Consider the following 20499-nt stretch of genomic DNA (forward strand, 5'->3'; position numbering starts at 1 on the left):
TTGTAGACGGTGATGCTCATCTCCTGGATCATGATCTGCCCGTCAGCGGTAATGATGGACTGCAGCTTCTCAAGCTCGATTTGCGGCATGTTCGAGCTGTTCTCGCTTTGTACGAGCGGAAAGGTTTGAATCTCCTGCTGGTGCGAGACCAGGTACATCGTGTACCAGGGCCAATAAATCCGGATATCGGGCCCCGAGCCTTGCCATGAAAACTTGTTTTCCAGATTCAGCCTGTAGGTAGATTCCTGCTGCGTTGGCCGCGAGCAGCCGGCGAGTGCCCCTGCGACCATGACCAATGCCGCTGTTTTTGATCGCGTCATATTTTTACCTTTGCCCCGTTCCCATGAGGAATTCGATCTTCTCCGTGCTCTCCGGTCTTTCGTGCTGCTTGATCGCATTCGACATGTCCAGAGTCCGCAGGTAGGTCTGCTGCGCGGGAGTCAGCTTCTGGATGAAATCTGCATATCTCTTGTCGACCTGTGCGCGCCTGTTCGCGGCTTTCTCCAAGGAAAGCTGGGCTTCAAGTTTCGCTGCGTTGAGCAGGTTATTCCGCTGCCGATCCAGGTCCGCCTGAACTGCCCCCTGCTGCGGTGAGACGTTACCAGGCCATACTGCATAGCTTTTTTTGTCGATGCCATACTCGTCATTGAACGGCGCCTTTCCAAGTTCCGCCTGAATCTGTGTATAGACGGGCAGCTTGGTATCCTTCAGTGCGAGTTCAGCATTGAGGATCTCGGCATTGGAGTAATTGTGGACTACTGAACGAGCGATACCCTCGACGTCTTTCTTGACAATGCCAAGCGCATCCGTCGTGTTGACAAACCACTTCTTGCGCTCTTCATTGGATTTGCCGCGGGAGAACGCAACATTCATGTCCACCAGCAGTGCCCCGTCAGCAGTCTGGTACACCTCTTTTGCTTCTGAGCTGCGGTCCAGCGGCAGGTCGATCCAGATCCTGCCGTCCCAGTAATCGGTACCAGTGACGGTCACGCCCGTGTATTTCCATGTCGGCCCGTCCTGGAAAGAGACATTACCGCTGTAATCCTTGAGCACCTTGACGTGATGCTGCTGAACATCGCTGCATCCGCTGAGCACGCTGATTGCGGCAGCGAGCGTTGCTCCTGCAAGGAGTGGTCCACGTTTTCTCATGTGCATTGATTCCTCTGGTACTCGATGTACCGGTTCGACATTGGTAACCGATCGTGCAGGCATATCCCGCGAGAACCTCTCCGGTTCACCGCGACAGGCGTGATATTCCGCCTTCCCAAGGCTGGCACAGTATCACCCAGCCTATGAAAATGCGTATGAAGATGTCGTCGAGAACATACGAATACTTTGCAAAGGATGTACGTCGAGTGGCTGCGGCTTCCAATAATAAAAGCCGTGACTTCCAGATAGCCATAAAAACCACTGCATTTTTCAGCTCGTCACTGCCTGGTAGTTGGAAGAGCGTTCCATCTATTCGGGCGGACGAGATGAAAAGATGGGAGCCGTTCCATGTTTTCGGGCACTGGTTTCGACGAAATCTGGCGGTGCCTGAAAAAAACATTCGGGGACGCTGCAGGAAATTGGTGGTTTCGAGCGTTACATAAGTAGGGGGAAAGACTCTGGGAGGAGGGGCGTTTGCCCCCTAATTCCCGGCGGATTTTCTATAGATCGATATTCCGACGCGTTCTATGTGTTCACGCAGCGGCTGAGATTTGATGGCATCGAAAGCCTGGACGTCGTAACGGTAAGGAAGAGGGAGTTCATCCAGTTCGGCGGCAATCGCCTGGGCGCGTAACGGATCCACTGTCCCCCAAACTGCGAGGTCAATATCAGAGCTGGAAGTATAGACGCCTTTTGCCCGCGAGCCGAAAATTCTAACTTCGCTGATTTCCGGATGCCGCAGGAAAACCGCTTTCAACAGCGTAAGTTCATCGGCGGGAAGGGGAAGTGTTTTCATGTCGAGCTCTTCGCCGAAAAGGATTTGTAGAGGGTCCTCATCGCCGGAAGGTAGCGCTGAGCAATCGCGTCTACAGCTTCTTCAAAAACCACCGAGTCATATGTGTGCGAAAGTAGATTGCGGTGATCCAGCATGTCGATCCAGACTTTGCCGTCCGCCAAAACCCTGGCTCCGAACGCATCCTTCAAAACTTGCCGGGGCGTAATCGGCGAGATGACGAGACCGCCCTCTTCAAGAAAATCCTTAATCATTTTCCACGCCAGCTCGAAAGAATACTCAAATCGTTGAACGACTCCTTCCTTTTCGAGAAGAGTGAGCGCCGATGAACCATCTTCAAGCGCCTGACTGAGCAGCAAGTATGCTCTCTCGAAATTCTGAAATCGCTGCTTCCAGCGCACATCCGGATTCGACATAACGCAGAGTTTAGCAGACTCTGTTTTAGCCACATTGTGCAGGAGCGCGTTGGGCGGTTGGCCTGGACAGAAGGAGATACGTGCCGAAAGAGACCGCGAACCCCACGAACCATGCGTAGTCGTAGAGCGGCCGCAGCACCGGAACCACCAGGCCAATCCAGGCTGCGGCACAGCCGAGCAGTGTTGCGGCAACGCCGCTCCAGCGCCATCGTTCGTAGATGCCGTCTTCGCGATAGAGATCGTCGACAACGAGTTCGCTTTGCCGGAGGATCCAATAATCGGCGATCAGGACGCCGGCAATCGAGCCTAATCCGCCGGAGTAGCCGAGCAGCCAGTCGTAGATATATCCGGATGGATCGGCGAGCAGCTTCCATGGTTGCAGGGCAATTCCGATGATGCCCGTGAGCAGCCCTCCTCGCCTGAAAGTGATGAATCGCGGAAACGCATTCGCGAAATCGTTCGCGGGAGACACGACGTTCGCTGCAATGTTCACGGAAAGAGTCGCCACAACGACGGTGAACATCGAAATCGCAACAATCGCCGGCTGCGTGAATTTTCCGACAAGTTCGACCGGATCCCAGATTGCCTTGCCGTAAATGATCGCGCTGGCGCTCGTGATAATGACGCCCATCGCCGCAAAGACCGTCATCGTTGTCGGAAGCGCGACCACCTGACCGACAGCCTGCTCGCGCTGGTTTTTACCGAAGCGCGTGAAGTCCGGCATGTTCAGCGACAATGTTGCCCAGAAGCCGACCATTGCGGTTAGCGATGGAACAAACACCGGCCAGAACTCCCGCCAGCTGCCGAACTTGCCGCGCTGTGCCAGGATCGGCCCGAGCCCGTGCGCATTGCTCAAGGCCCACCACACCAGCAGGGTCGTCATCACCAGCACAAACGGCGCCGCCCAGTTCTCTACTTTTCGCAGAAGGTCCATGCCGCGATAAATGACGACGATATTGAAGCCCCAGAAAAGCAGGAATGAAATCCATTCCGTCGGAGTATGCCCGCTGAAGCTGCCCGGGATTGCCGCCGGCCAGCCGGACCACAGCGACCAGAAAAACACATGCAGTGCCTGGCCGCCGATCCACGCCTGAATCCCGAACCATCCACATGCGACCAGTGCCCGCATCAAGGCCGGCACGTTCGAGCCGAATGTGCCGTAGGCCGCCCGGGCAAATACCGGAAAGGGAATCCCATATTTTGTTCCAGGGTGGGAATTCAGAAGAATCGGCACCAGGACAATCGTGTTGCCGAGAAGAATGGTGAGCAGCGCCTGCCTCCAACTCATTCCTGCCCCGATCAACCCCGAGGCCAGCATGTAGGTCGGAATGCAATGTGCCATCGAAATCCATAAGGCCGCAAAGTTGTACGCCCCCCAGGTGCGCTGAGCGGGCGTTGTGGGGGCCAGGTCTTTGTTGTAGAGGCGGCTGGATTCGGCGCTCATCGGCAATGGCCCTACTGTAGCACCGCGCTGGGATTGGCACGAAATCTTAAGCTCCCGTTAGCGACTTTTTAGCAGGGCGGGTTCTAGCATCTTCATTGGAGGCTAGATATGGAACGCAACCGCCAGCTCATCCAACCAGAGATCGACCAACCCAGTCCGCGGGAGAACGCCGCCGGCGTTCTGTGGGTTGTTATCCCGTACACGACACCCGAACTCACGCGAGCTGCTTTACGTCATGCCGCCGTCTGCACGGATCTCAACGTCTATGCCTGCGTCGTGGACGTCCAGGTCGTGCCCTTTCCCTGTCCGATCGATCAGCCTCCCGTCAACAAGGACCACGCCAGACGCAGGTTGCGGCAACTGCTCAGCGAAAGCGGCCTCCCCGGCCAGGTTGCGGTGCTGCATACGCGCGATTGGATCGAAGGTTATTCGCGTGTTCTGCAGGAAAAATCACTGGTGATCGTGGCAACACGGAAGCGCTGGTGGGTCACACGCGAGATGAAGCTCGCGCGTGGATTAACAAATGCGGGCCATCAAGTGATGCTGCTGCCCATTGCGAGGTAATCATGCTGGACATTTTCTATATCGCCGTCGTGCTTGTGTTCTTTGCCCTGATGTGGGGCTTCACCAAAACGGCTGAACGCCTGTAGGGGATCGAAATGGAATACGCAATTGCGGGAATCACGGCAGTTCTTCTTTTTATTTACCTGATGTATGCGCTGCTAAGGCCGGAGCGCTTCTGAGGTGCGGTTATGACTTTACTGGGTATTGGACAGATTGTGATCTTCTTCCTGATCGTGCTGGCCTTGACGAAGCCTGCCGGTTTGTTCATGTATCGCGTCTTCGAAAGCAAGCGGACCTTTCTTCATCCGGTGCTTCGCCCGGTCGAGCGGCTGATCTACTGGTTGGGAGGCGTAAAGGAAGGTGAGGAGCAGACCTGGGTGTGGTACACCGCATCCCTGATCGGCCTCAGCGTCTTTTGCTTCCTGTTTCCGTATGCCATTCAGCGCCTTCAGGGGCTTCTCCCGTTGAATCCGATGCACTTCTCGACGCCTCAGGCGCCGATGAATGCGACGCCGATGACGCCGGATCTTGCATTCAACACGGCCGTCAGTTTCATGACCAATACGAACTGGCAATCGTATTCGCCCGACACCACGCTCGGTTACCTGGTGCAGATGGCGGCGCTGGCGGTCCAGAACTTCGTTTCAGCAGCAGTCGGAATCGCAGTTGCGATTGCCGTGATGCGCGGCTTCGCGCGGCACACGGCGAAGACGATCGGCAATTTCTGGGTGGATACGACCCGCGCAATGCTTTACATTCTGTTGCCGCTCTCGATTGTTGCCGCCCTTTTCTTTGTATGGCAGGGTTCGATTCAGAACTTCAAAGGGCCGGCTACGGTTCAAACCCTCGAAGGCGCTCCACAGGCCATCGAGCAGGGCCCCCTGGCTTCTCAACTTGCGATCAAGATGTTGGGAACGAACGGCGGAGGCTACTTCAATGCCAACTCCGCCCATCCCTATGAGAATCCGACGCCGTTATCGAACATGATCCAGATGTTGCTGATTTTTTCGATCGGCGCGGGCTTGACCTACACGTTCGGCAAGATGATTCAGGACACGCGTCAAGGCTGGGCGATCCTGGCAACAATGTCCACGCTCTTCCTCGCGGGGGCCCTTATCTGTTATTGGGCGGAGCAGCGCGGAAATCCCATGACCTCCAATATGGGCATCCAGAGCGCATACACCAGTTCTCAACCCGGCGGCAACATGGAAGGCAAGGAAGTCCGCTTCGGTAACGCGATGACCACGCTGTTTGCCACGGTTACGACCGATGCCAGTTGCGGAGCAGTCATCGGGATGCACGATAGCTTTACACCGCTCGGAGGTCTCGTTCCGCTCTTCAATATTCAGACGGATGAAGTGATCTTCGGCGGCGTCGGGGCCGGTTTCTACAGCATCATTATTTACATCATCGTCGCCGTGTTCATCGGCGGCCTGATGGTCGGCCGCACGCCCGAATACGTGGGTAAGAAGATCGAGCAGAAGGAAGTGAAGATGGCGATCATCGCCGTCATCGCGACGTCGTTGGTCATTCTGGGATTCACCGCCATCACCTCCATCGTCCCATTCGCCAAGGATCATTACTGGAACGGCGCCTACGGTCCTGCTACGGGCAACCTCAATAATGGCGGGGCTCACGGCTTCTCGGAGATCCTCTATGCCTACAGCAGCGGCGCGGGGAACAACGGCAGCGCGTTCGCCGGGATCAGCGCGAACACGCCCTGGTACAACCTGACGATCGGGCTGGACATGCTGATCGGGCGATTCCTGTTCATTATCCCCGTGCTTGCGATCGCCGGCAGCCTGGCCCGCAAGAAAGTCATTCCGGTGACGAGCGGCACATTGCCGACGCACGGCTCGCTGTTCGTCGTCCTGCTGATCGGAACCATCGTCATCGTCGGCGCGCTGACCTATTTCCCGGCTCTTTCGTTGGGGCCGATCGTCGAGCATTTCCAAATGCTCAGCGGAAAGGTGTTTTGATATGGCAAGCGTGATCGCTCCTCCCCCAGAATTGAAGTCCGACGAACGGGCGGAAGCCGCGCAGCTGATCTCGAAAGGGGTCCGGAGTCGGCCTCTGTTCGATCCGGAAATCGTGAAGCGTGCAACGAAGGAATCGTTCGTCAAGCTGAACCCGCGGCACGTGGCGAAGAATCCCGTCATGTTCGTCGTCGAAGCCGGCGCGGCCCTGACGACGGTCTTTGTTATCAAGGATGCCGTGATCGGCGCCGGCGGTCTTCTGTTCGGTATCCAGATCGCATTGTGGCTCTGGTTCACGGTGTTGTTCGCTAACTTTGCGGAAGCCATGGCGGAAGCGCGAGGCAAAGCGCAAGCCGACAACCTCCGGAAAACCAAAACGGACACGCTGGCCAAGAAGCTGCTTTCGGGCGACCGGTTCGAGATGGTCGCTTCCTCGCAGCTGCGCTCCGGCGATGTGGTGTATGTCGAAGCGGGCTATCTGATCCCGGGTGACGGCGAAGTCGTCGAAGGCATCGCCAGCGTGGATGAGTCTGTGATCACCGGCGAAAGCGCTCCGGTCATCCGCGAATCCGGTGGAGACCGCAGCGCGGTAACCGGCGGCACGAAAGTCCTGTCGGATCACATCACCATCAAAATCACCTCGAATCCCGGAGAAACCTTCCTCGACCGCATGATCGCGCTGGTCGAAGGCGCGGTGCGCCAGAAGACGCCGAACGAGATCGCTCTCAATATTCTGATCGCGGGTCTGACCCTGATCTTCCTGCTGGCCGTGGGAACCCTTCCGCCCTACGCAAAATATGCCATCCAGTCTGCGGGCGGCGGCACATCGCCGTCGGTCGCCGTGCTGGTATCGCTGCTGGTCTGCCTGATTCCGACGACGATCGGCGGATTACTGTCGGCAATCGGTATCGCCGGCATGGATCGCGTGATGCAGCACAACGTTCTGGCCATGAGCGGAAAAGCCGTCGAGGCATCGGGCGATGTCAACACGCTCCTGCTGGATAAGACCGGCACGATCACCCTCGGCAACCGTCAGGCCGTCGAATTCATCACCGTCGATGGAATCAACGACAGCGAATTGGCCGACGCGGCTCAGCTTTCGAGCCTCGCGGATGAAACTCCGGAAGGCCGCTCGATCGTCGTCCTGGCTAAAGAGAAGTACGGCCTCCGCGGCCGTGAAGTGGCCGAGCACGAAGCGCATTTCATTCCGTTTTCCGCATACACGCGCATGAGCGGCGTCGATATGAACGGCCGCAAGCTTCGCAAAGGCGCAACCGATGCCATCATCCAGTTCGTTGAGGAACAGGGAGGCACGGCGCCGTCAACCCTGAAAGGACTGTCCGAACAGATTTCGAGGAACGGCGGCACTCCGCTGGCCGTGGCGGAAGGCCGGAGAGTTCTGGGGTTGATCCACCTGAAAGACATTGTCAAAGGTGGAATGAAGGAACGCCTCGCGTCGCTTCGCGCGATGGGTATTCGCTCGGTCATGATCACTGGAGACAACCCGCTGACGGCCGCCGCGATCGCGTCGGAAGCCGGCGTGGATGACTTTCTCGCCCAGGCGACGCCGAAAGACAAGCTCGAATACATCAAGAAGGAACAGGCCGGCGGCCGGCTGGTGGCCATGACCGGTGACGGCACCAACGACGCGCCGGCCCTGGCGCAGGCGGATGTGGGCGTCGCGATGAATACCGGAACCATGGCGGCAAAGGAAGCCGGCAACATGGTCGATCTCGACAGCAACCCCACGAAACTCATCGAGATTGTCGCCATCGGCAAACAGCTGCTCATTACCCGCGGCGCACTGACGACATTTTCTATCGCGAACGACGTCGCGAAATATTTCGCCATCATTCCGGCGATGTTCGCGGCGATGTATCCGGAACTGAACAAGCTGAACATCATGGGATTACATTCGCCGCAAAGCGCGGTTCTCGCCGCTGTGATCTTCAACGCTCTGATCATTATTGCGCTGGTACCGCTCGCTTTGCGCGGCGTCCAGTACAAGCCGGTCAGCGCGGGCCAGATGCTGAGCCGGAATCTCTTGATTTACGGGTTGGGCGGAATCATCGTGCCGTTCCCCGGTATCTGGGTGATCGACAAACTTATCGTGGCGCTGGGCCTGGCCTAGCGTGGCGCAGGTGGCGTAGAGGAGACGGATATGCTTAAAGAACTTGGACCTGCATTTCGCTTGATGATCGTCTTTACGGTTCTGACCGGCTTGATTTACCCCGCCGTCCTGACGGGAATCTCCATGGCTATCTTTCCGCATCAGGCGAATGGCAGCCTCGTGACGGTGAATGGGAAGGTCGTGGGATCGAGCCTGATCGGACAGAGCTTTTCAAAGGATGAATATTTTCACCCGCGGCCATCGGCCGCAGGCAACGGGTACGACGCGACCGCCAGCGGCGGTTCAAACCTGGGACCGACGAGCGCGAAGTTGCTGCGCGGCACGACGAAAATGGATGACAAAAAGAATGAAGTCGTCGATTTCGACGGCATCGGTCTTCGCCTTGTGCATTACTGTCTCGATAACGACATTCCGTATGATTCTTCCATCCCTCTGGACCAGTTTAAGACTGCCAGGGGCGACCTCGATGAAGTGAAGCTGATCAAGGCGTTCAACGATGACAGGAACCCGTTGATGTTCAAGCCCAAGGCCCCGATTCCTGCGGATGCGGTCACGGCCTCCGCGTCGGGATTGGATCCGCACATCAGCGCGGGGAATGCCGAGATCCAGGCGGCGCGAGTCGCAAATGCACGTAAAGCTCCTGTGGACCAGGTCAAACAGCTGATTGCTCAATCGACGGAAAACGCGGACCTGGGATTCCTGGGTGAACCGCGGGTCAATGTGCTGATGCTGAACATCGCGCTCGATCAGCAGCTCCCGGTTGCGAAATAGAAGAGAACAAACCACAAAACGCACAAGAAGCGCATCGCGGATGTGCCTCTTGTGCGTTTTGTGGTTTCTTCCCGCATAATACTTCGGGGAGCAGGAACGGGAATGGATTCGCAGTTCCGGCGGGATCCGGAGCAGTTACTCCGGGAAATCGAACAACAAGAGCGTCGCGACCGGCGCGGCCGCCTGAAGATCTTTCTCGGCTATGCCTCGGGTGTAGGAAAGTCGGCAAAGATGTTCGCTGAAGGTGTGCGCCGGCGCGAGCGCGGCGAAGACGTCGTGATCGGCGCGATCCAGCCGAAGTCTTCGCCTGAAGTCGAGCGGCTCATTGCCCGCCACGAAGTCATTTCGACACGGCCGGTCGAGGACAAGCAGGTCATCGATATCGAAGCTCTCTTGCGCCGTCATCCGCAGGTCGTCGTTATCGACGGCCTCGCATACAGGAACCCTTCAGGCAGCAAACATGCGGAACGCTGGGAAGAAATTGAAGAGCTGCTGGAAGCCGGAATTTCCGTCATCACCTCCGTCAATCTGCACTACATCCAGGAGCTCCGGGATGAAGTCGGAGCCATTACCGGAAAGTATCCCGCGGAAACCGTTCCGCTGGAATTCCTGAAGCGCGCAGACGATATCGAGGTTGTCGACTCGCCGGCGGCGGAAAATCTCTCGCGGCTTCGCGAAATGGCGCTGCTGGTTGCCGCCGAAGTTGTGGAAGCGGAGCTGCGCAATTACCTGCAGACACACCATATCGAAGAAATCTGGGGCACCCAGGAGCGCATTCTCGTTGGCCTGACTCCGCGGTCCGACGCGCGGCCGGTTCTCGAAAGCGGCCGGCGCAACGCGGACCGTTTCCACGGTGAATTGTTCGCCGCGTATGTCCGTCAATTCAATCTTTCCAAAGAAGACGAAACGGCGCTCGAACGCAATCTCGAGATTGCGCGGGAGGTTGGCGCCATCATCAAGGTTCTCCAAGGTCCTGACGTCGTCCGCGCTCTGATTACGTTCGCCCGCGAAATCGGCATAACGCAGATTTTTATCGGTCACAGCATGCGGAGCGACTGGTGGCACCGCATGCGCGGGAATCCGGTTGAACGTCTGATCGATCTCGCCGAAGGGATAGATGTGCGGGTCTTTCCTCAAAGGGCTCCGGCATGACGCGAGCCGAATCCGGTACGCGGGGCCGGCTGAAGATTTTCCTGAGCTATGCCGCCGGCGCAGGGAAGACGTATCGAATGCTCGACGAGGCTCAAGAACTCCAGCGGCAGGCGGTGGACGTCGTGGTCGGATACTTCGAGCCTCACGGCCGCAAAGATACCATCGATAAGACCCAGGGCCTCGAGATGGTCCCGCGGCGAAAGCTCGAATATCGCAACTGCATGTTCGAGGAGATGGACACCGATGCGATTCTGCGGCGCGCGCCCAAGGTCTGCGCGGTCGACGAATTTCCCCACACCAACATCCCCGGCTCCGAACGCGCGAAACGCTGGGAGGACGTCATGGTTCTGCTCGACGCCGGCATCGACGTGATGTCGACGATGAACCTGCAGCATCTCGAGAGTCTGAATGACGAGATCTTTCAGATTTCCGGTATCCGCGTTCGCGAAACCGTCCCGGATTGGGTGATCAAACAGGCCGAAGAAGTCGTCATGGTCGACGTCACGCCCGAGGCTTTGCTCAACCGGCTGAAGCGCGGCGTCGTCTATGCGCCCGACAAAGCTTCGCGCGCCCTCGAAAACTTCTTCAAAGAGCAGACGCTGACAGCATTGCGCGAACTGGCGCTGCGCCAGGCAGCGCATGAAGTCGAGGTTCGGTGCGAGGATCAGCGTCCTGCCGACCGTATTCTGATTCACATTACGGATGACCCGACCACTGCAATGCTGATCCGCCGCGGCAAGCGCGTCGCGGACTACCTTCGCGCCGAATGCTTCGCCGTCTACGTTTCGAACCGCGCCGATCTCTCGGATTTATCTCACGAACGGCGCGAAACGGTCGAACGCCATCTGAATTTCGCGCGCAATCTTCATATTGAAACCCGCGTGCTGCCGAGCCAGGACATCGCCGCCGCTCTCGTGGAATTCGCCCGCCGCCATCAAGTGACGCAAATTTTCCTGACGCGTCCGGGCCGCTCGCTGCTGCCCGCGACAAGCCTCGTGTCGAAAGTTCTGCGTTTCGCCTCGGACATCCAGGTTACGGTTGTAGCCGAACGAAAGAAGCGGCTTTAAGCCCAATAGAATTATCTAATTAACTGGTTCTTAGTATCTTCTTAGCAACTTCTTAGCGCTCCTCCGGCTAGTCTCCCCGGTGAGATGAGGAACAAGCTCGGTATTGACTCGCGCACCCAGGCAGCGAGCCCGGCGAATCTTCCGGTCGTCATTCCGCACCGCTCCACCGAGCTGACCCGATCCGCGTTGAAGTTCGCCGCAACACTGGCTATGGACTTAAATGTCCGCCTGCGGCTGGTTGATGTGCACGTTGTTCCTTACGGCATTTCCCTGGACGCGCCGTCGGTCGATCCGAAACACCTCACACGAAAAATTCGACAGCTGGCACAGGAGAGCGACCTGCCCATTTCCGCGGAAGTGATTTACGCGCGGGACTGGGAGCAGGGATTCAAGCGCGCTCTCGCGCCCGGATCAGTTGTGCTGATGGCGATGAAGAGGTCCTGGTGGCCGACGAAAGACAAAAGGCTTGCTGCACGGCTGAGAAAGCTGGGCCATCAGGTGATGTGGGTGGATTGCGCGTAAAGCAACATTGAGGAAATCATGAAATCTCGATCAGATGCAGCACCGGCCGGCGCCCCACGGGTGCTGATCGCTTCAACAGCGATGCTGGCATTCATCACTTTCTGGCAGGCCGCCGCCATCGTGCTGAACGACATGGGGTCCTCCGCCTTTTACGCCGGAGCGATCGCGGAGCATTTCATCGGCAAGACCGCGCCGTGGTTCATTTTCGCGATCATGGTCCTGTCGTTTGCCGTGCGCTCGCTCTACATCGAGAGCTGCAGCATGTTCGTGCGCGGCGGCGTCTATCGCGTGGTGAAAGAGGCGATGGGCTCGCTGCTGGCCAAGTTCTCGGTTTCCGCCCTGATGTTCGACTACATCCTGACCGGCCCGATCAGCGGCGTGTCGGCGGGTTTATATCTCGTCGGATTGATCAACGAAGTCCTGATGTATTTTCATTCGACCGTCCACCTTCCAGTCAATGCGACCGCCGCGTTTTTTGCCATTCTGGTGACCATTTATTTCTGGCGGGAAAACATCAAGGGCATTCCGGAATCGAGCGAGAAGGCTTTACGCATCATGTACGTCACCACCGTGATGGTCGTGTTGATGATCGGCTGGTGCCTTTACACGCTCTCCGTGCGCGGTGTGCACATTCCGCCGCTGCCGCATCTGCGGAATATCGTGTATTCGGATGATGCGCTCGGTTGGCTGAAGAACACCTCGCTGCCGTATACCATCGGCCTGATCGGCATCCTGATCGGCCTCGGCCACTCGGTCCTCGCGATGAGCGGCGAAGAGACGATGGCTCAGGTTTACCGCGAAATCGAACATCCGAAGTTGAAGAACCTCGAGAAAGCAGGATTCATCATCTTTGCGTACAGCCTGATCTTCACGGCGGGAGTCGCGTTCTTTGCCGTCATGATCATCCCCGACGCCGTACGCAACAGCTTCCAGGACAATCCGATCGGCGGATTGGCGATGTATCTTGCCGGACCGTTATGGGCGCGGATTGCCTTCCGGGGATTCGTGGCCATCGTGGGCACGCTGATGCTTGCCGGAGCTGTCAATACATCGATTGTCGGGTCGAATGGCGTGCTCAACAGAGTTTCGGAAGACGGCATTCTTCCGCAGTGGTTCCGTCATCCGCAAAGGAAATTCGGCACCACGCACCGGATTCTCAACCTCGTCGTCATTCTCCAGATCGCGACGATCATACTCAGCCGCGGCGATATCTTTATTCTCGGCGAAGCCTATGCCTTCGGCGTCATGTGGAGTTTCGCGACGAAAGGGCTGGCGGTTCTGGTGCTCCGCTATACGCATCGCGGCGAACGCGACTTCCGCGTGCCCTTGAATTTTAGAATCTTTGGCATCGAAATCCCCATCGGCCTCGGTTTGATCACGTTGACGCTGGTGGCTCTTTGCATCATCAACCTGCTGACGAAGCAGGTGGCCACGATTTCGGGCGTCGCCTTTACGTTGATCTTCTTTGCGATTTTTTCGATTACCGAATACAGGACGAAGAAAAAGTCGACCGAACACGCCGAACTCGACCAGTTCAATCTCGAAGGCAGTGATGATCTCACGCCGGACCGGCTGGGGGTTCGTCCCGGCAACGTTCTGGTCATGGTCCGGAACTACAACACGCTTCAGAACCTCTCGTCCGTTCTCGATCGCGTCGATCCCCATAAGAAAGACGTCGTCGTGCTTCATATGCGTTTCCTGCAGCGGACCGGCGGCGGCGAGTACCAGTTGACCGACGAACAGTTGTTCAGCATCGAGGAACAGAAGCTGTTTACGCGCGCGCTCGAGATTGCGGAAAAGAAAGGGAAGACGATCCATCTCGCGGTCGCTGCCGCGACGGACAAATGGGATGCGATTTTGCGCGCCGCGCAGAGTCTGGAGTCCTCGGCAGTGGCGCTGGGGGCCTCGCCGAACACATCCGTTGTCGAGGATGCGCGACTGGCGGGTCTGGCGTGGGAGCGGCTGTCCGATCCGAAACCGCAATTGGCTCTGCAGTTCTATTTCCCGACGGGCCAGGATCAGATCTTCTATCTCGGACCGCACGCCCCGCACCTGACGCCGAAGGAAATCGATCTTCTGCACGGCATCTGGCTCGCATGCAGTAATGAGGTTGCGCCCGAGGAACTCCACCATCACGACGTTATCCATTTCGCGCTGGAAGAACTTCAACATGACCTGACGAATTCCCAGCGCGAACAGGTTGTGAAGCGGCTCAGGGAACACCTGCAGGCGATCAAAACCCGGAGGGCTCCAGCCTTGCGTTGACAGTCCCCGCCTTTTCAAGGCGGGGTGGTTAGTAAGTTCAAACAAAATAAGGTGCGCTTCGCGATTCCTGGATAACCACCCCGTCCGCTCCCGAACAAGGTGGCTGCGCGACATCTTTATTAATGGTCGCGTCCACCCCTCCTTGAAAAGGAGGGGAATGCCGCACAATGTACCGCAAACCCTGTCCGCCTGCTGCAACAGATGCCCGCCACCATTTGATTTGCGTTGATATAATCATGCAATGAAAGCGATTCGTGTAAACGAGTTTGGCGGCCCTGAGGTCTTGAAACTTCAGGACGTTCCGGATCCGAAGCCGGATTCCGGTCAGGTGCTCGTACGCGTGAAGGCTGCGGGCGTGAATCCGGTCGACACCTACATCCGTGCAGGCGCGTATGCGCGGAAACCCAGCCTGCCATATACGCCGGGCACCGATGCGGCGGGCATCGTCGAGGCTGTGGGCGCCAACGTGAAACGCTTCAAGACCGGCGATCGTGTATACACCAACGGATCGATCACCGGCGTTTGCGCGGAACTCGCTTTGTGCGAGGAATCGCGCGTCCATCGTCTTCCTTCCAAGACGTCGTTCTCACAGGGCGCAGCGCTCGGGGTGCCGTATGGCACGGCTTATCGCGCGCTCTTTCAGCGCGGCGGCGGCAAAGCCGCGGAGACCGTCCTGATCCACGGGGCGACCGGCGGCGTTGGTTCTGCCTGCGTTCAGCTGGCGCGCGCTGCCGGCTTGACCGTCATCGGGACCGGCGGCAGCGAGAAAGGCCGGGCGCTGGTGCTGAAAGAGGGCGCGCATCACGTGCTGGATCACCGGGCTTCCGGCTATGAGCAGCAATTGATGAACATCACGGAGGGCCGCGGCGTCGACCTCATCGTTGAAATGCTCGCGAACGTCAATCTCGCGAAAGATCTGACAATGCTCGCGCCTGCCGGCCGCGTCGTCGTGGTCGGGAATCGAGGCTCGGTCGAGATCGATCCAAGGCAGTCGATGGCGCGCGAATCATCGATCCTCGGGCTGACATTATTCGCGGCAACCGAACGCGATCTGGCCGAGATTCACGCTGCCATCATCGCCGGTCTGGAGAATGGTTCTCTCCGGCCCATCGTCGGCCAGGAGATCCCATTAAATGACGCTGCTAAAGCCCATCAGGCAGTGATGGAGCCCGGCGCCTTCGGAAAGGTTGTTCTGATTCCCTGATGCGAAAACAGACGCTTAAGATCGGCCTGGTTCAGACCAGAGTCACCGCAAATATCGCGGACAACCTCGAGAAGACCGCGGGATTCATCAAAACTGCAGCTCGCAAGGGCGCTGAAATCATTTGCCTGCAGGAACTCTTTGCGCAGCGCTACTTCGCGCAGACCAAAGACCGGAAATTCTTCGAAAGCGCGCAGCCGGTGCCGGGGCCGCTTTCCGGGTTCCTTGCCGATTGTGCGGCCGCGAATCGAATCACGCTGATCGGCGGTTCGATTTATGAACGCGGCGGAGACGAGAAGTTCTACAACACGTCGCTGATCTACGGGCCGCGAGGTGAATTGCTCGGTAAGTACCGGAAGATGCACATCCCGCACGATCCGAACTATTACGAACAGTATTACTTCTCGCCGGGAAATCTCGGCTATCTCCAGGTGCAGACCGGCAAAGCCGTCGTCGCGCCACTGATCTGCTATGACCAATGGTATCCGGAAGCCGCGCGCATCAATGCGATTCAGGGCAGCCAGGTGATCTTCTATCCGACCGCGATCGGATGGTTCAAAGAGCTGAAGCGCGATGAGCCGTTCTCCGCCCGGCGCTGGGAAGCCGCCATGCGCGCTCACGGCTCTTTGAATGGGATTTTTGTTGCTGCGGTGAATCGAGTGGGGAAGGAAGGAGACCTGACATTCTGGGGTGGGTCCTTTGTCGGTGATCCTTTCGGAGAGATGGTGGCTAGGGCATCGTCCTCGAAAGAGGAAGTGCTGGTGGCAGCCCTCGACCTTTCGCGCATTCGCGCGTCGCAGGAAGGCTGGCGCTTTCTGAACAACCGCCGGCCGCAGAGCTACACGGACCTGGTTAGATGAGCGGAGCGAATGCAAGCCCGACAGGGCGCAGCCATAATCTGATGAGCGGAGCGAATGCAAGCCCGACACCGAGAAGCCTTGGCTATCGCATGCCGGCGGAGTGGGAGAAACAGGAAGCGATCTGGTTGACCTGGCCGCACAACGAGATCACCTGGCCTGATGGAATGCTCGCCGACGTGGAGCGGGCTTACGTCGACATCATTCGTGCGCTCCACACCGGACAGAAAATCAAGCTGCTGGTCAAAGACTCCGATAGCGAAGCGAAAATCCGCCTGATGCTGGACCGTCAGGGCGTGGCGCTCTCGCAGATCGTATTTGTGCCTGTCGCGGCGGAGGATTCGTGGATCCGCGACTATGGGCCGACGTTTGTCGTCCATCCCGCCGAACGCCGGCTCGCGATGGTGAAATGGAGATTCAATGCCTGGGGAGACAAATACGACGATCTCATCCGTGACGATCGCATTCCGCACGCGTTGAACAAGGCTCTTCAGCTACCCGTGTTCGAGCCCGGAATCGTCCTCGAAGGCGGCTCGATCGAAGTGAACGGCGCGGGGACGGTGCTGACCACGGAACAATGCCTCCTCAATAAAAATCGAAATCCTCAGCTGAGCAGGGAACAGATCGAGGAGTATTTAAAGGAATACATAAATGTCTCACGCGTGCTCTGGCTGGCGGAGGGAATTGCCGGAGACGACACCGACGGCCATATCGACGACATCGCGCGGTTTACCGGCAAGGACACGGTCGTGTGCGCGTTCGAAGACGACCCCGCCGATGAGAACCACGAAATCCTGGCGGACAATTATCAGCGCCTGATGAGTTTCGGGTTGAACGTGATTCAGCTGCCGATGCCGGGCGACATCCGCGATCGCCACGCGCGGCTCCCCGCGAGCTACGCGAATTTCTACATTGGAAACGCAGCCGTCGTCGTACCGGTTTTCGGCCACAGCAACGACAGCCGCGCTCTCGAGATCCTGCAGAAGTGCTTTCCATCGCACCGCGTGGTTGGCGTCCAGGCGACGACAATGGTCCATGGCCTGGGTACGATCCATTGCTGCAGCCAGCAGGAACCTGCCTTGTGAAATGTCCAAGATGTTTCAGTGATAGATGATGATTGAGTCAGGCCCCATTCCCCTCCGTTTTTAAGGAGGGGTGGCTGCGCCACTGACAAAAGATGCCCGTTCCGCAGCGGCGCAGACAGGGTGGTTGGTAAATTCCAACAAAATAAGGTGCGCTGCGCGACATGAATAAAGAGGCTTCGCGACCTCTTACCAACCACCCCGTCCTCGCGTTCTAACGGTTTGATCGCTCGGCCACCCCTCCTTGAAAACGGAGGGGAATGTTGCCTAAACCCTGTTTAAACCGCGCCTACAGTTATTCCCCATCCCCCGGCTCGATCAGGTGCGGCATATCCGCGCCCAGGGAAGGCGCGAGCAATCCCGTCTTCACATAAGCGATCAGCTTGTCCCGCGTATCCGCGATGTCCAGATTCCGCATCGTCAGCTGACCGATGCGATCCTGCGGCGAGAACGCCGAGTCCGCTTTCTCCATCGTCAGGCGTTCGGGCTTATATGTCAGGTTCGGGCTGGTTGTTTTCAGAATGGAATAATCGTTCCCGCGCCGCAGCTCCAGCGTCACCTCTCCGGTCACCACCCGTGCGATCCATCGTTGAGCGGTCTCGCGCAGCATCATGGCCTGTGAATCAAACCATCGCCCCTGATACAACAACCGCCCCAGCCGCCGGCCGTTGTCCCGATACTGTTCGATCGTGTCTTCGTTGTGGATTCCGGTGATCAACCTTTCATAAGCAATAAACAGCAGCGCCATTCCCGGGGCTTCATAAATCCCGCGGCTCTTCGCTTCGATGATGCGATTTTCAATCTGGTCGCTCATGCCGAGGCCATGACGTCCGCCGATCACATTTGCTTCGGCCAGCAGCGCGACATTATCCGAGAACTGTTTGCCGTTGAGCGCGACAGGTTGTCCTTCATCGAAGGTGATCGTAACGGTTTCGGGCTTGATAACGACATCGTCGCGCCAGAATGCCACCCCCATAATCGGCTCGACGATCTTGATGCCGTTCTCCAGATACTCGAGATCCTTCGCTTCGTGCGTTGCTCCCAGCATGTTCGAATCCGTCGAATACGCTTTGTCCACGCTCATCTTGTAGGGAATGCCGGCGCGCTTCATGTACTCGGCCATTTCCTTGCGGCCGCCGAGCTCGTCGATGAACTGTTGATCGAGCCAGGGCTTGTAAATGCGCAGGTTGGGATTCGCCAGCAGACCGTATCGGTAGAAGCGCTCGATATCGTTTCCTTTGAATGTGCTGCCATCGCCCCAGACGTTGACGTCGTCTTCTCTCATCGCCACCACAAGCATGGTTCCGGTGACGGCGCGGCCGATCGGAGTCGTATTGAAGTACGGAACGCCGGCGGTTGAAATGTGGAAAGCGCCGCACTGGAGCGCGGCGATTCCTTCCGCCACAAGCTGAGGCCGGCAATCGATCAGCCGCGCTTTCGCGGCGCCGTATTCCAGGGCGCGTTTCGGAATGTCGTCGTAGTCGGGTTCGTCGGGCTGTCCGAGATTCGCGGTGTAGGCATAAGGAATCGCGCCCTTATGCCTCATCCAATGCAGGGCGGCGCTGGTGTCCAGGCCGCCGGAAAACGCGATGCCGACTCTTTCGCCGGCAGGAATGCTCTGTAAGATGTTTGCCATATTTTTGAATGATGAAGGTTATGTCTAGATTCCTGCGGACTCGAAGGAGACCTCCGCAGGAAGACCGACGTATTGTTCCGCAAGGCTCGTCATCGCCGCCTGCGAACTCGTCAGATAGTCGAGGTCTGCGATCTGGCGCTGGTGGTCGAAAGGCGTCTCGTTATTAAACCGGTGAAGCGTGGACGTCATCCACCAGGAGAAACGCTGCGCTTTCCACACACGGCGGAGACAGATGCCGGAGTACTGGTCGAGAAATTCCGTCTTCCGATGTTCGTAGAATTCCCTCAAACCTCGCGCAAGCACCAGGACATCCGAGGCGGCTAGATTCAGTCCCTTGGCGCCGGTTGGAGGTACGATGTGCGCCGAATCGCCCGCCAGAAACACCCGGTTGTAACGCATCGGAGCGGCCACGAAGCTGCGCATCGGCGTCACACTTTTTTGAAGGATCGGACCGGTGTTTGGTTTCCATCCGTCTTTCGTCGTCATCCGTTTAAGCATTTCATCCCAGATCGCCTCGTCGCCCCAGTTCGCGATATCTTCCTCCGGCGGGACCTGAAAGTATAAACGCGTAATCGTGGGCGAGCGCATGCTGAACAGCGCGAAGCCTCGCTCATGATAGGTGTAGACCAGTTCCTCCGACGAGGGCGCCGCCTCGGCCAGGATGCCCAGCCATCCAAAGGGATAGATGCGTTCATAGAAAGTCATCGTGTGTTCCGGAATCGACGGGCGGGTAATGCCGTGGAAGCCGTCACAGCCAGCGATAAAGTCGCATTTCAATTCTTCGTTGTTTCCGCCATGAGTGAAGCGGATCACGGGCTCGCTGGAATCGAGCGCCGCTATAGAAACATCTTCCACTTCGAAGTGCAGCGGCCGTCCTGTCGCCAGGCGCGCTTCGATCAGGTCTTTGACGACTTCGTTCTGCCCATAGACCGTAATGGCTTTGCCATCCGTCAGCTCGGACATATTGATGTGGTGCCGCCGGCCGTCGAAACTCAGATAGAGACCGTCATGACGCAACCCCTGCCGCTGGAGCCGCTCGCCGACACCCATGGCGATCATCAAGTCGACCGTACCTTGTTCGAGCACGCCGGCCCGGACGCGCTCGATGACGTAGTCCCGGCTCCGATTTTCGATAATCACGGAATCAATGTTGTTCAAATGCAGAAGATGGCCGAGCAACAGACCCGCCGGCCCAGCTCCGATGATCCCTACCTTTGTCTTCATCAAATTTCTATTATCAAACTATTGCACCATTGCATCATTGGAAGTTTCTTCATTTCTTCAATTGAAGCAATCGAGAAACTTCCGGTGATGCAATGATCCAATACTCTTAGGGACTGCGCATAAATAAATTGGCATTTCGATGAGGTCATTTCGCGCGAATGGAGTAGTTCCAGGCAGGAAGTTCGGTGTGGCTGGATAAGGGAATCGCATTGAACAAATTGGCGGGGACTTTTTTGCCTTTGGCATATT

General features: G+C 57.6%; 18 protein-coding genes and 1 pseudogene. 12 read left to right on the plus strand and 7 right to left on the minus strand.

Annotation, left to right across the window (positions count from 1 at the left end; all coding sequences use genetic code 11):
• From VGK48_25390 to VGK48_25410, 5 genes are all read right to left on the minus strand, one after another.
• The coding region (locus VGK48_25390; protein ID HEY2384525.1) for a hypothetical protein at positions 1 to 320 on the minus strand (320 nt) is incomplete at its 3' end.
• A 4-nt stretch (positions 321 to 324) separates the two neighbouring features.
• A complete protein-coding gene (locus tag VGK48_25395) occupies positions 325 to 1149 on the minus strand; it encodes a hypothetical protein (protein ID HEY2384526.1) in 825 nt (274 codons plus the stop codon).
• A gap of 481 nt (positions 1150 to 1630) precedes the next feature.
• Positions 1631 to 1945, minus strand: a complete 315-nt coding sequence (locus VGK48_25400; GenBank protein HEY2384527.1) for a nucleotidyltransferase domain-containing protein — start codon at positions 1943 to 1945, stop codon at positions 1631 to 1633.
• Complete coding sequence (locus VGK48_25405; protein ID HEY2384528.1) at positions 1942 to 2358, minus strand: nucleotidyltransferase substrate binding protein; 417 nt, start codon at positions 2356 to 2358, stop codon at positions 1942 to 1944. Before VGK48_25405 ends, VGK48_25400 begins: the two co-directional genes overlap by 4 nt.
• A gap of 25 nt (positions 2359 to 2383) precedes the next feature.
• Positions 2384 to 3802, minus strand: coding sequence for an NCS1 family nucleobase:cation symporter-1 (locus VGK48_25410; protein HEY2384529.1), 1419 nt, complete (start codon positions 3800 to 3802; stop codon positions 2384 to 2386).
• A gap of 108 nt (positions 3803 to 3910) precedes the next feature.
• Here VGK48_25410 and VGK48_25415 point away from each other — a divergent pair, with 108 nt between their 5' ends.
• The 12 genes and pseudogenes from VGK48_25415 (at position 3911) to VGK48_25470 (ending at position 17393) form a co-directional block, all read left to right on the plus strand.
• Entirely contained in the window at positions 3911 to 4366 is a 456-nt protein-coding gene (locus VGK48_25415) for a hypothetical protein (GenBank protein HEY2384530.1), read from the plus strand.
• 188 nt (positions 4367 to 4554) lie between these two features.
• Complete coding sequence (gene kdpA / locus VGK48_25420; protein HEY2384531.1) at positions 4555 to 6345, plus strand: potassium-transporting ATPase subunit KdpA; 1791 nt, start codon at positions 4555 to 4557, stop codon at positions 6343 to 6345.
• Between the two features lies 1 nt (position 6346).
• Positions 6347 to 8473: a potassium-transporting ATPase subunit KdpB gene (kdpB, locus tag VGK48_25425; GenBank protein ID HEY2384532.1), complete on the plus strand. Its 2127-nt coding sequence runs from the start codon at positions 6347 to 6349 to the stop codon at positions 8471 to 8473.
• 30 nt (positions 8474 to 8503) lie between these two features.
• Positions 8504 to 8788, plus strand: a pseudogene (locus VGK48_25430) (potassium-transporting ATPase subunit C).
• A gap of 198 nt (positions 8789 to 8986) precedes the next feature.
• Positions 8987 to 9244, plus strand: a complete 258-nt coding sequence (locus tag VGK48_25435; protein ID HEY2384533.1) for a potassium-transporting ATPase subunit C — start codon at positions 8987 to 8989, stop codon at positions 9242 to 9244.
• A gap of 102 nt (positions 9245 to 9346) precedes the next feature.
• Entirely contained in the window at positions 9347 to 10396 is a 1050-nt protein-coding gene (locus VGK48_25440; GenBank protein ID HEY2384534.1) for a hypothetical protein, read from the plus strand.
• Positions 10393 to 11463: a histidine kinase gene (locus VGK48_25445; GenBank protein ID HEY2384535.1), complete on the plus strand. Its 1071-nt coding sequence runs from the start codon at positions 10393 to 10395 to the stop codon at positions 11461 to 11463. The genes VGK48_25440 and VGK48_25445 overlap by 4 nt, the downstream gene beginning before the upstream one ends.
• 84 nt (positions 11464 to 11547) lie before the next feature.
• Positions 11548 to 11985 (plus strand): hypothetical protein, encoded by a 438-nt coding sequence (locus tag VGK48_25450; GenBank protein ID HEY2384536.1) that lies wholly within the window; start codon positions 11548 to 11550, stop codon positions 11983 to 11985.
• Positions 11986 to 12003: 18 nt separating this feature from the next.
• Positions 12004 to 14250 carry an APC family permease gene (locus VGK48_25455; GenBank protein HEY2384537.1) on the plus strand — a complete coding sequence of 749 codons (2247 nt, stop codon included), beginning with the start codon at positions 12004 to 12006 and terminating at the stop codon, positions 14248 to 14250.
• 241 nt (positions 14251 to 14491) lie between these two features.
• A complete protein-coding gene (locus VGK48_25460; protein HEY2384538.1) occupies positions 14492 to 15454 on the plus strand; it encodes an NADPH:quinone reductase in 963 nt (320 codons plus the stop codon).
• Complete coding sequence (locus VGK48_25465; GenBank protein HEY2384539.1) at positions 15454 to 16311, plus strand: nitrilase-related carbon-nitrogen hydrolase; 858 nt, start codon at positions 15454 to 15456, stop codon at positions 16309 to 16311. The genes VGK48_25460 and VGK48_25465 overlap by 1 nt, the downstream gene beginning before the upstream one ends.
• Positions 16308 to 17393 (plus strand): agmatine deiminase family protein, encoded by a 1086-nt coding sequence (locus VGK48_25470; GenBank protein HEY2384540.1) that lies wholly within the window; start codon positions 16308 to 16310, stop codon positions 17391 to 17393. Before VGK48_25465 ends, VGK48_25470 begins: the two co-directional genes overlap by 4 nt.
• A 292-nt stretch (positions 17394 to 17685) precedes the next feature.
• Here VGK48_25470 and argG read toward each other — a convergent pair whose 3' ends face one another.
• A complete protein-coding gene (gene argG, locus VGK48_25475) occupies positions 17686 to 19026 on the minus strand; it encodes an argininosuccinate synthase (protein ID HEY2384541.1) in 1341 nt (446 codons plus the stop codon).
• Between the two features lie 24 nt (positions 19027 to 19050).
• Positions 19051 to 20250 carry a 4-hydroxybenzoate 3-monooxygenase gene (gene pobA / locus VGK48_25480; protein HEY2384542.1) on the minus strand — a complete coding sequence of 400 codons (1200 nt, stop codon included), beginning with the start codon at positions 20248 to 20250 and terminating at the stop codon, positions 19051 to 19053.
• Between the last annotated feature and the right edge of the window lie 249 nt (positions 20251 to 20499).

It is taken from the genome of Terriglobia bacterium, assembly GCA_036496425.1.
GTDB lineage: Bacteria > Acidobacteriota > Terriglobia > 20CM-2-55-15 > 20CM-2-55-15 > 20CM-2-55-15.